Origin of the sequence: Vibrio sp. 10N.222.48.A3 (assembly GCF_041475345.1) — a bacterium.
GTDB classification, from domain to species: domain Bacteria; phylum Pseudomonadota; class Gammaproteobacteria; order Enterobacterales; family Vibrionaceae; genus Vibrio; species Vibrio tasmaniensis_A.
Genome location: NZ_JBFRVX010000204.1, coordinates 1 through 11810 on the forward strand (window position 1 = coordinate 1; position 11810 = coordinate 11810).

The window sequence follows — 11810 nt, forward strand, 5'->3', positions numbered from 1 at the left end:
ATGCAAGCTCACTACGAGCAGCAACACCTTCGTTATCAATGTATTGATGAAGTTCAGTTAAAATCATACTACTTGCACCTCAAGTGCTTTTTGCTTACTGCCGATTTTCTTGAAGATGCGATACGTCACCACAAAACCACCAGCAATTGCCACCATCCACACAGCACTACTTACTGGGTGTACAGCGAAGTTTGCTGCTTGGTAATAGAAGGTCGCACCGAAGTAACCAAGTGCCATTGTCCAAACTGCGATGAAGCGGGCAAACGTCTGACCAAATTCACGAACATAAGCACCCATCGCTGCCACACAAGGTGTGTAAAGCAAGATTAGGATTAAGTAAGCAAACGCAGCGTGGCCTGATACAAACTTATCTTTCAAGTTACCAAAGATCGAAGTATCAACCTCTTGATCAGCAGCCACAGAACTAGAGTCAGACAAGTCACCAACTTCAATTCCTAATGGATCTGAATAGCTCAAACCAGCAAGGTTTTCAGGAATGGTCATTACAGCTTCTTCTAAACTTGCCGCTAGATCAAACTCAGCCGCTTCTTCATCAGAAGGTGTAGTGTATAAGCTATTTAGCGTACCAACCACAGCTTCTTTCGCAAAAATACCGGTAATGATACCAACCGTTGCAGGCCAGTTCTCTTCAGTAATTCCAATCGGTTGGAACACTGGAGTTACAACTTGAGCCGCTTTAGATAGCACAGAACTTTCACTGTCTTCGTTACCAAAACTGCCGTCCATACCTAATGAATTCAAGAAACTCAGAATTGCCACAACCATTACAATGGTTTTACCTGCGCCAAGCACGAAACGTTTCAGCTTCTGCCAAGTTTTCAGCATCACGTTTTGCACGGTCGGCAATTCGTAATCCGGCATTTCCATAACCAAGCTATCGCTGCTACCAGGATAGATAGTATTTTTAAGGAACAAGCCCGTAAACACAGAAGCCAGAATACCCATGATGTACAGAGCGAACACAACGTTTTGTCCAGCACCAGGAAAGAATGCAGCAGCAAACAGTGCGTATACAGGTAGACGAGCACCACATGACATAAACGGTGCCATTGATGCGGCGAGTTTACGTTCGCGCTCTTGGTCAAGAGTACGAGTTGCCATGATAGAAGGTACGTTACAGCCAAAACCCAGAACAAGTGGTACAAATGCTTTGCCCGGTAAGCCAATCTTCTGCATCACTTTATCCAGTACAAATGCGGCACGCGCCATGTAGCCTGAACTTTCTAGTACCGCTAAGAATAGGTAAAGAGCAGCGATTACCGGAATAAAGGTCGCAACCGTTTGGATACCGCCACCAATACCATCAGCAAGAACGGTGACTAGCCAAACCGGTAAGTGACCATCTAATAAGTGATGTCCGCCATCAACTAATATTGCGCCAACACCAATATCGAAGAAGTCGATAAACGCGCTACCGATATTGATAGAGAACATAAACATTAGGTACATGATGACGAAGAAGAAAGGAATCCCGACCCATTTATTCAAAATGAATTGATCGGCTTTCTCTGTGAAATTACGGCTCAGTTTGCCTTCGCTGCGACGAACTCGTTTACAAAGTTCATGTAAGAAAGTGTATTTAGCGTCAGCAACAGCAAGATCAATATCGAAATCGGCACCAAGACGCACACTATCAATTTGAGTGCGAGTTTGTGGGGCCAAACCATTCAATACCAAGTAATCATTTTCTAAAGCACGAATCGCTAGCGCTCGGTGAGATACGTCAGCATCATCAAATTGTGAATCAACAGAAGGAATAAGAGCTTCTAACGCGGCATCGTAATCAATAGAGATAGGATCAAGACTCACCCCTTGAACCAGAAGCTTATGCAAACGCTCTTTAAAACGAACCACTTGCCCTTTATCGTTTGCTGACAAGCTTAGAACCGGGCAACCTAGCTCTTTTTCTAGAGCCTTAAGATTAATCACCTGACGCTCACGCTTTAATACATCCATTTTGTTCAATACAACGATCATTGGGCGACCCAACTCTCGCAATTGTAATGTCATGTATAAGCTTCTTTCCAAACAGCTAGCATCAACAACATTGATGATCACGTCCGCTGGGTGAGTAAGCACGGCGCGTGATGCAATCGACTCATCGATACTGTTTGCATCATTGCCACTGTCTAGTGCATAAATGCCTGGTAAATCCGTTAACTGAAATTGATCACCAGCGTGCGAATATAAACCGGTTTTCTTTTCTACGGTCACACCAACCCAGTTACCAACGTGCTGTTTTGCGCCAGTTAATGCGTTAAATAATGTTGTTTTACCACTATTAGGGTTACCAACAGTAAGAACTTGATAATCCATTTAGATAACCTCGATTTGTTCTGCAATGCTTTCACGAATGGCTATAGAAACACCTCTCACTTCAACTTGAAGCGGATCACCCATAGGTGCACGACGGATAAGTGTCACCTCGGTTTTTGGCAACATGCCCATAACCATTAGTTTTTTTCTAACGTCTGGTGTTAAACCTGTAAGTGCAACAATAGAAGCCGCTTTTCCTTGCTCTAGTTGTGAGAGTTTCATAAGTACCCAGTTCGAGATTGATAATGAGAAAGATTGTTATTACCGACATAATACACGCACATACCCACAATTCTATTGTGTGAAATCAATGTTTTCGAAAATACACTCTCGTAAATTTCGTTAAAAACGTTTACGTCAAAAACGTCACTTTCAACAATTAGTGGGGACTACCTTACTAGTACGCGTCAACCAGAAAACAATAAGACAATAATAATCAACAACTTATAATAATGTCGGTTTTCTCACAGTCATCTGTCGTTAATTTTATAAGCAAAACAAGTCGCTACCCGTATAGTTACTCCATCGAAGAGAAACTCTTTCTCTTTAATTTTATTCCAGAGGTGATGTGGCTTGCCATATCACTCCGGCAGCAAGCGAAGGTGTCATTGGCACCCGTGGTATAGTCCCCCCGGCTATACCACGATATTTTTTTTCTTCCTTTTGTTTTAACCCAAAAACCTTTTTAAACTCCCCCAACTATCGTTATATCTCGTATCTCGTATCTCGTATCTCGTATCTCGTATCTCGTATCTCGTATCTCGTATCTCGTAGAAGCATAAAAAAGCCCCAACACGAATGTCGAGGCTCAAAGTATCTTTATCTATATTGTTACTGGACGTCCCTAGCTCACTGCTCTTCGTTGTTTTCAGCAAACTTAGATGGCGACATGCCAAAGTGATGTTTAAACCTTTGACTGAAATAGGAAGGGTCATTGAAACCAGAATCAAACGCGACGTCTGAAATCCTCTCTCCCGCAAGTAGCCGCTCGCACGCATGCTCCAAACGTACTTCATTCAAATGCTCTTTAAAGGTCTTGTTATAAGCCGATTTAAAACGTCTCTGTAAGCTTCTCTCTGACATGAACAAGTACTTAGCAGCATTTGCAGTACTGAACTCTGCATCGGCGTAGTTTTCACTTACAAGCTGTGACACTCTGTTTTTCCACTCTTGCTCAGCACTTAACCTTTGTTGCTCCGTCGCTGAAACTGTAAGTTTAATGGTCTCAATCTGTTCAATTGTGCTAGCTTCCAAATTATCTAACACTTGATATTCAATCGGCCACGAAAGCTGCACCTTATTTTGAGAGTCCGAGACAAAAGCATTCAGTTCACCACCGCTCTGGTTCATCAATAATGGCAACTTTTCGATGTTTAGGTCGGTCGATTTTCCAGTATTGTCATTAATGCTTGAAGTCAATTTAGGGAAAGGCATTCCATGGTCTCGGATCGTCACAACAAGGTGCCCTTTAACCTCTTCAACCAATACCACCATACTCTGTGACTTAAAATTTCTCTTAATGATGCTAGCGACTAGACTGTTGAAAATAATATCAAGATTAAAATACAGCAAGGAGACGTGTCGTTGTTTAGTGTCAACTTTAATATCCAGTTCAATACCAGCTTTGGCTAAATCGTCCTGCCAAGCTTTGAGTACAGCTTCTAAGATTAAAATTATATCGTAACAAACCTTTCCCTTCCCTTGTGGCGTGTTACTCAACTGAGCCAAGCCATTTTTCAATGTCAATATTGGCGACTTACCTTGTTCATCATTCCAATTTGGGATCATAGCTGCGATATGATTAACTTCAGAAGAGAGTTCATTAGCAGTATGTGTGACAAGAGCACTCTTAACTGACAACTGTTTTTTAAGCTGTTGATTAGTCGTTAGTAGTATTCGGCTTTGATGCCTCAGTTGATCTGTCTTTAATGCAACTTGCGCCTTTAAGTGCCTGTTGGCGAAAGTGACGTAACGTGATCGCCAAAAAACCAAAGCAGTCACTACACAGATAAGTAATATAAGAGAGCTTGCTGCTGCCCAATTACTCAGATACCAAGGTTCCGCAATAGAGAAGCTTTGGTTCGTTGACGTAAAGCGATAATGGGAGTCCTTAACGGGTTTCACTTCCAACGTATAGTCCCCAGGAAGAAGGTGATCGAGTGTTAGTACCCCCCCTTCAAACTCACTCCAAGGTTCATTGTCGCTTAGTCGATACTCCATTGCAGGCGTGTATGTCGCTGGTAAAATTCCAATCTTAAAACCGATTGATGAGCCATAAGGAATTTCATCTAAATCAGCCGTCTTGCCACCAAGTGATACTATCTGATGGTCGACACTTATCTTGCTCAGCAATGCACGGCTATGAGGTGTTGTTGATACCAATAGCTCATTAGCTAATGCACTCACCACGCCATATCTTGAGCCGAAGATAAGCCTAGTAGACTGGCTACCTTCGCTGTAAAACGGAGCACACGCACCTGCAGCCAATTCATTGGTGATCAAGCCAAATGGTGAGCCGATATGTTTATGCAGTTGCCCATCCAATCCGTAATAGCTAATACCTTTCGAAGAGCCTAACCACATCCCATTATCGTCGCTAATTAAACATTTAGGACTGATATTTTCCTCAACAAGAGTGACCTCTTGAATAATAGAACTGTTATTAGGGATTCGATACACACCATAGCTACTCGCAAACCACTGGGATCCATCTTTTGCTTTTTCAATATCGACCACTTTGCCAAGCCGCTCGCTTGAATGACTAAAGCTAATTCTCTCATCAAGAAAAGAGTAGAATCCGTGATCAGTACCAACATAAATACGACCTTGTAAACCTATATTGAGAGCGGTGATCTTTGCTGGCAAAAATTTATCAACTAACCAGTCGGTGCCATAACTGGTCAACTTATTGGTTTCGATAGATAACGAATAAAGGTTTTGTCCCGAGGTCATCCAAAGCATGTTATCCGCTTCAAATGCAAAGTTTTCAACGGGTACACCTTCAATCGCTCTTGGTAGATCGACCTTTTCAGCCTCTAACGTATCAGTATTGAAACTAAGAATACCTTCTGCAGTCGCCAACCAAATTGAAGAACCAAAGATCTCAAAATCCTGTACTGGGTTAGAGTAAACACGAACGGGGTTATCTTCACTTTGAGAATCAACCAAATAGAGCCCCCTGGAAGAAGCAACCCAAGACAGTTGATCGCGAACAAGCTGTACTTTGTTTATCACCACACTACTCGAATGCATCCCCATTCCCGTTAATGGCGTTCTTGAGAATGTCCTGCTGAACAGTGAAAAGTATCGAATTCCGTTATTGGTCGCGACCCACATTCCACCAGCATGGTCGTTAATTAACGAATATATTTTTTCACCCGGTAACGAAAAGTCTTGATTATCGGCTTGTTCAAATCGTGTAATTTTCCCTGTAATAAAGTTGTAGCTGATAAGACCATGCTCAGTCCCAATCCAGTATTGATCGGTTGTTTCAGCGAGAGAAAGAACATGCGAACCACGCACCCACCTTTCTTTCTTAGGATTTGCAAGATCTATAATCACTGCACCATTCAATGTACCAATGACTAACTCACGTCTTGCCATCGAAAAATACAGCGTCTCTATATGATTTTTTTCTGATGCACCGATATGAGTAAATTCTTGGCTATCAGAAAGGTACACTCCGGAACTGGTCGCAAGCACCCATTTTGACAGCACCCGCTCAGCATCGTTAATCGCAATATCGCTGCTATTGTTATGCCGATACAATTTTAGAAGCGAGTAAGTGCTAAATTCTAAAGATTGAGTATTGTACGTATAGAAATTACTGCCATCTGTAACCCAAATATAATCACCGGAAGCACCGATATTCGCGATCTCAGCCCCTGGGCTTAAACTAAATGCAAGTGCGTTGCCGATTCCTGGGCTATGTCGGTACACCTCATTATCAAAGAAAGTCCAAAACTCATCGTTAAGAAACGCGACTTTCTCTGAAGAGTTCCATAGCATTCTTCACCGTCAAGCGATGGCTGGCAGGGAATAATAGATGGCCGGATACCAACCTAAAAAACGCAAAATGACAGCTGAGATTAATGTTGTACCTTACATCGACGTTATGCTTGTTTTACTGATCATTTTTATGGTGACTTCACCGTTTGTTACTCAAGGCGTAGATGTTGAATTGCCTCAAGCTTCAACTGCCAAATCTGCACAAGATCTATTGGGTGACGACAACGCGAGTTTCATTATCGTTGAAGTGAACAAAGATGGTGAGCTTGGTTTGAGCGTTAATAACGAAGAGGTTCAGCGAGGCTTGTCTCTGGAAGATATTATCGTCCGAGTGAAGGCGGAACTGTCTCTGAACCCAAATTCTCCAGTGGCGGTTGGCGGTGATGCTGCAACGCCTTACGCTGAAGTGGTTATCTTACTTGATGAATTAAGCCGTGCAGGTGTGCCAAAGGTTGGCCTTTTAACGGATATAAGGGAATAGCTCCGTAGCATTCATGAAAGCGAATAATAAAAAATCCAATAATTTTAGATCACCGCTTCTTATTTCTCTTGGGCTGCACGTCGTTTTATTCGTTGCGCTCATTTGGGGAGCGGATTTCACCATGTCAGAGCCAAAGCCTACAGGGCAGATGGTTCAAGCTGTGGTGATTGATCCTCAGTTGGTTCGCCAGCAAGCTCAACAGATTCGTCAACAAAGAGAAGCGGCGAGCAAAAAAGAGCAAGAGCGTTTAGATAAACTAAGACGTGAAAGCGAACGACTTGAAAAAAATCGTAAAGCTGAAGAAGAGAACATTCGAAAGCTGAAAGAAAAGCAAGCTAAAGAAGCCAAAGCGGCTCGCGACGCGGAAAAGCGTCGAGTTGAAAATGAAAAGCAACGTAAAGTTGAAGAGGCTCGCTTAAAACAAGAGAAAAAGAAAGCCGCTAAAGCAGAAGCTGATCGTAAGTTGAAAGAAGCCGCGGTTGTGAAAGCAGAAAAAGAACGCAAGGCAAAAGAAGCGGCCATTGCTAAAGCTGAACAAGAACGCGTGGCGAAAGAAAAAGCCGCGAAAGAGGCCGCTGAAAAAGCTCGTAAAGAAAAAGAAGCCGCTGAGCGTGCTGAGAAACAACGTATAGCGAAAGAGAAGGAAGCGGCAGCCGCAGCAGAAAAAGCCCGTAAAGCGAAAGAAGCTGCAGCAAGAGCGGAGAAAGAGCGTAAACAGCAAGAAGCGGCGTTGAACGATATTTTTGCTGGGCTTGAAACTGAAGCGACTCAAAACTCTTCAGCTAGACAACAATTTATTAGTGATGAAGCGCAGCGTTATGGTGCTATCTATACTCAACTCATTCAACAAAACTTGTTGTTAGAAGACAGCTACAGAGGTCGTTCATGTCGAGTAAACCTAAAGCTTATTCCAACGGGATCTAATGCGATATTAGGTAGATTGAGTATCTTAGATGGTGACAGTCGCTTATGTGCGGCAACGAAGCGTGCGGTAGCACAAGTGCAATCTTACCCGTTACCTAAGGACCCAGACATTATAAAATCACTGAAAGACATTAACTTAACTGTATCACCAGAGTAAAAGGACGAACTTGTGTTAAAGAAACTATTACTGAGTTTTGTTTTCTTAATAGCTACAAGCAGCCAGTTTGCCCATGCGGCACTGGAGCTGGTTATTACAGATGGTATTAACTCTGCACGACCTATCGCTATTGTTCCTTTCCGTTGGGAAGGCGCAGGACCATTGCCGCACGATGTGTCAGCAGTTATCGCTTCTGACTTGCAACGCAGTGGTAAATTCAGCCCAGTTGCGACAAGTAAAATGCCTCAAACGCCTTACAGCGAAACCGAGGTGAATTTTGATGCTTGGACTAACCTAGGTGTTGATTCACTGCTAACCGGTAGCATCACTAAAAATGCCGAAGGGCAGTATGTGGTGAACTACCAACTGATCGACATTGTTCGTGGTCAACTGACTAAAGGGCAAAGCCGTGCACTAAGCGATGAAGGCCAATTAGTACTTTCTAAAGATCATGTGCTGTTCAACAAGAAAGCGACAGTGCCTGGTAAACGCTTGAGAGAGTACGCACACCGAATCTCTGATTTAGTGTATGAAGAGCTAACGGGTGAGAAAGGGGCGTTTCTAACGCGTATTTCTTACGTAGTTGTGAACGACAAAGACAAATACCCGTACCAGCTTCGTGTTGCTGACTACGACGGCTTTAACGAGCGTTTGGTGCTTCGTTCTAAGCAGCCTCTTATGTCACCAGCATGGTCGCCAGACGGTAAGAAGCTTGCGTATGTGAGTTTCCAAAATGGCCAAGCTGAAATATTCATAATGAATATTTATACGGGTGAGCGCGAGAAAGTGACGTCATACCCTCGTCATAATGGTGCGCCAAGATTCTCGCCAGATGGTAAAACATTGGCGTTGGTATTGTCGAAAACAGGCAGTCTTCAGGTGTACACACTCGACCTTGCTAGCCGTAAGCTGACTCAAATTACCCGCGGTCGTTCTAACAATACTGAACCATTTTGGCACCCAGATGGCAAGTCTCTAATTTTCACATCTGATCGTGGTGGTAAACCACAGATTTATAATGTAAATTTGTCAAATAATTCGACATCTCGTATTACTTGGCAAGGTAGCCAAAACTTAGGTGGCCAGATCACCCCTGACGGACGATTCCTGATTATGGTTAATCGCAGCAACTCGGGTTTTAACTTGGCTAAACAAGATTTGGAAACTGGTGCGGTTCAGGTGCTAACAAAAACATTGTTAGATGAATCTCCAAGTATTGCACCGAATGGAGGTATGGTTATCTATAGCTCTATTTACAACAAAACAAACGTACTATCGATGGTTTCTATCGATGGTCGTTTTAAGGCTAGATTACCAGCAACGAACGGACGCGTAAGAGCGCCTTCGTGGTCACCGTTTCTCTAGTCGATTTGATACATTCTTTTAGCTATTGATAGTGTTAACTATTGTGGCATTTAACTATCTATAGCACTTAGTCGCTGTAGAAACTAAGTTTGATAACGTAAGGAAAAAAAGATGCAACTTAACAAAGTTCTTAAAGGCTTGATGATTGCACTACCAGTGATGGCAGTAACGGCATGTAGCTCAACTGATGAAGCAACTTCTGCAACATCTGGCACAGAAAGCAACCAAACAACTTCAGGTTCAGAAGGCAACGTAGATACAACTGTTGTAACGCCAATTGACGCTAACGGTCAACTGTCTGAGCAAGAGCTTAAAGAGCAAGCGCTACGCGAAACTCAAACAATCTACTTCGCATTCGACAACTCTACTATCGCTGGCGACTACGAAGAAATGCTTGCAGCTCACGCAGCATACCTAGTTAAGAACGTTGATATGAACGTTACTGTTGAAGGTCATGCTGATGAGCGCGGTACTCCTGAGTACAACATCGCACTTGGTGAGCGTCGTGCACAAGCTGTAGCGAAATACCTACAAGCTCTAGGTGTTCAAGCAGACCAAATCTCTATCGTAAGCTACGGTGAAGAGAAGCCACTTTTTCTAGGTCAATCTGAAGACGTGTACGCTAAAAACCGTCGTGCAGTACTAGTTTACTAATTTCAGTAGGCTATATAATTGAGGAATTGCCTCATGTTCAGTAACACAAAGCGAGTCATTTTGCTTTCGTTACTGGCAAGTGCAGCGAACACTACGTTCGCTGCACCAGCTCCAGTATCCGATCTCAATAGCACCGCAACAAATTCATCATCTTCCTCTCGATCAGCATCTAACGAATCAGATATTGAGCGTTTAGAGCGCTTGCTTCAAAATCGTAATCTCGTTCAGCTTCAAATGCAGCAGCAAATCGACGATATGTCACTGGAGATCAGTGAACTTCGTGGTGAGTTGGAGCGAAACAGCTACGATATGAAACAAATGCTCGAGCGCCAACGTGAATTGTTCATTGAACTGGATCGTGTGAGAGGCGAGGTGAAAGCAGCAGGAACAGCAACGGTAGCAGTAGCAGCGAGCGAAGGCTCTAAGGATGCTTCTGGTACGTTCAGTACTGATGTTGATGAGCAAACAGCTTATCAGAATGCTGTAGATATGATTCTAAAGCAGCGAGACTACACGGGTGCTATTGCAGCATTCCAAAAGTTTCAAAAAGACTTCCCAGACTCGACCTTCACGCCTAACACCCATTATTGGTTAGGTCAGCTTTATTTCGCTAAAAAGCAAGATAAGGAAGCTGTGAAGAGCTTTGCCGCTGTTGTGTCATACAAAGACTCCAACAAGCGCTCTGATGCTCTGGTTAAGCTTGGTGACATAGCTACGCGTAACAACAACGCGACGCAAGCTAAGAAATATTACCAGCAAGTTGTAACCGAGTATCCAAACAGTGCTTCGGCTAAAGTGGCTAAAACCCACTTGTAAACAAAATAGGGGTGCTCAGGTACCTCTTTTTTATATCTGATCACTTTCGTTTTGTGTCTACTTCTCTTCTTTGTAATGCCAACGCATCGCTTTGTTTATGCGTTTTAAGCATTAGTTAGTCATCGCTTGAAACCAATCCTTTTTGATCCCAATCGCTGTCCTGTGTAGAATACTCTAATTCTCGGAAGAAGTTGCGTAGAGCAAGAGCAATGAGTCATATACTAGATAAAATCGATACAGTTTACCCGTTTCCGCCTAAGCCAGTTCCACTGAGCGACGCTCAGAAGCAGGCCCACATCGCAAACATCAAAACACTACTTCAAGAAAAAGATGCAGTTCTAATTGCACACTACTACACAGATCCTGAAATTCAGGCCCTAGCTGAAGCAACTGGTGGTTTTGTTGGCGATTCATTAGAAATGGCTAAGTTTGGTAACCGCCATTCGGCAAGCACTTTGATCATCGCTGGCGTTCGTTTTATGGGGGAGTCAGCAAAGATTCTTACACCTGAAAAACGCATTCTAATGCCAACACTAGAAGCTGAATGTTCTCTTGATCTTGGCTGTCCTGCAGACAAGTTTACAGAATTTTGTGATGCTCACCCTGACCATACAGTGGTTGTATACGCGAATACCTCTGCGGCTGTTAAGGCTCGTGCAGACTGGGTAGTTACGTCGAGCATCGCTCTAGAAATCGTTGAAAGCCTAGACGCTGAAGGCAAACCCATTATTTGGGGTCCAGACCGTCACCTAGGTTCTTACATCGCAAATCAAACTGGCGCTGACATGCTGCTTTGGCAAGGTGAGTGTATTGTTCATGACGAGTTCTCAGCTGATGCTTTGAAGAAAATGAAATCAGTATACCCAGAAGCGGCTATTTTGGTTCACCCAGAATCACCAGCAAGCGTGGTTGAACTGGCTGACGCTGTTGGTTCAACAAGTCAACTGATCAAGAAAGCAAAAGAGCTGCCTCATCCACAGATGATTGTCGCGACTGACAAAGGTATCTTCTTCAAAATGCAGCAACTGGTTCCTGAAAAAGAACTGATTGAAGCGCCGACAGCAGGTG

At 43.4% G+C, this 11810-nt stretch carries 9 protein-coding genes; 6 read left to right on the forward strand and 3 right to left on the reverse strand.

Annotation, left to right across the window (positions count from 1 at the left end; genetic code table 11):
• Positions 1-63 precede the first annotated feature (63 nt).
• The 3 genes from feoB to AB4653_RS07240 all read right to left on the reverse strand — a co-directional run bounded on the left by feoB (position 64) and on the right by AB4653_RS07240 (position 6345).
• Positions 64-2337, reverse strand: coding sequence for a Fe(2+) transporter permease subunit FeoB (feoB, locus tag AB4653_RS07230; protein WP_009847311.1), 2274 nt, complete (start codon positions 2335-2337; stop codon positions 64-66).
• Complete coding sequence (locus AB4653_RS07235) at positions 2338-2559, reverse strand: FeoA family protein (protein WP_004734203.1); 222 nt, start codon at positions 2557-2559, stop codon at positions 2338-2340.
• A 627-nt stretch (positions 2560-3186) separates the two neighbouring features.
• A complete protein-coding gene (locus AB4653_RS07240; RefSeq protein ID WP_372103691.1) occupies positions 3187-6345 on the reverse strand; it encodes a helix-turn-helix domain-containing protein in 3159 nt (1052 codons plus the stop codon).
• A 37-nt stretch (positions 6346-6382) separates the two neighbouring features.
• Here AB4653_RS07240 and tolR point away from each other — a divergent pair, with 37 nt between their 5' ends.
• The 6 genes from tolR to nadA all read left to right on the forward strand — a co-directional run.
• Entirely contained in the window at positions 6383-6826 is a 444-nt protein-coding gene (tolR, locus tag AB4653_RS07245; RefSeq protein ID WP_009846378.1) for a protein TolR, read from the forward strand.
• Positions 6827-6839: 13 nt separating this feature from the next.
• Positions 6840-7907: a cell envelope integrity protein TolA gene (gene tolA, locus AB4653_RS07250; protein ID WP_017097725.1), complete on the forward strand. Its 1068-nt coding sequence runs from the start codon at positions 6840-6842 to the stop codon at positions 7905-7907.
• Positions 7908-7919: 12 nt separating this feature from the next.
• Positions 7920-9272: a Tol-Pal system beta propeller repeat protein TolB gene (tolB, locus tag AB4653_RS07255; protein WP_009846380.1), complete on the forward strand. Its 1353-nt coding sequence runs from the start codon at positions 7920-7922 to the stop codon at positions 9270-9272.
• A gap of 111 nt (positions 9273-9383) precedes the next feature.
• Positions 9384-9926: a peptidoglycan-associated lipoprotein Pal gene (gene pal / locus AB4653_RS07260; protein ID WP_102257359.1), complete on the forward strand. Its 543-nt coding sequence runs from the start codon at positions 9384-9386 to the stop codon at positions 9924-9926.
• Between the two features lie 33 nt (positions 9927-9959).
• Positions 9960-10742 carry a tol-pal system protein YbgF gene (gene ybgF, locus AB4653_RS07265; protein ID WP_009846383.1) on the forward strand — a complete coding sequence of 261 codons (783 nt, stop codon included), beginning with the start codon at positions 9960-9962 and terminating at the stop codon, positions 10740-10742.
• A 209-nt stretch (positions 10743-10951) separates the two neighbouring features.
• Positions 10952-11810: quinolinate synthase NadA (nadA, locus tag AB4653_RS07270; protein ID WP_372103694.1), on the forward strand; the 859-nt coding region annotated here is incomplete at its 3' end.

What these genes read in the sequence shown, in the direction of transcription:
- feoB (WP_009847311.1), bottom strand. Translation starts at nt 2,337, where the DNA reads ATGGATTATCAAGTTCTTACTGTTGGTAACCCTAATAGTGGTAAAACA.
- AB4653_RS07235 (WP_004734203.1), bottom strand. Translation starts at nt 2,559, where the DNA reads ATGAAACTCTCACAACTAGAGCAAGGAAAAGCGGCTTCTATTGTTGCA.
- AB4653_RS07240 (WP_372103691.1), bottom strand. Translation starts at nt 6,345, where the DNA reads ATGCTATGGAACTCTTCAGAGAAAGTCGCGTTTCTTAACGATGAGTTT.
- tolR (WP_009846378.1), top strand. Translation starts at nt 6,383, where the DNA reads ATGGCCGGATACCAACCTAAAAAACGCAAAATGACAGCTGAGATTAAT.
- tolA (WP_017097725.1), top strand. Translation starts at nt 6,840, where the DNA reads ATGAAAGCGAATAATAAAAAATCCAATAATTTTAGATCACCGCTTCTT.
- pal (WP_102257359.1), top strand. Translation starts at nt 9,384, where the DNA reads ATGCAACTTAACAAAGTTCTTAAAGGCTTGATGATTGCACTACCAGTG.
- ybgF (WP_009846383.1), top strand. Translation starts at nt 9,960, where the DNA reads ATGTTCAGTAACACAAAGCGAGTCATTTTGCTTTCGTTACTGGCAAGT.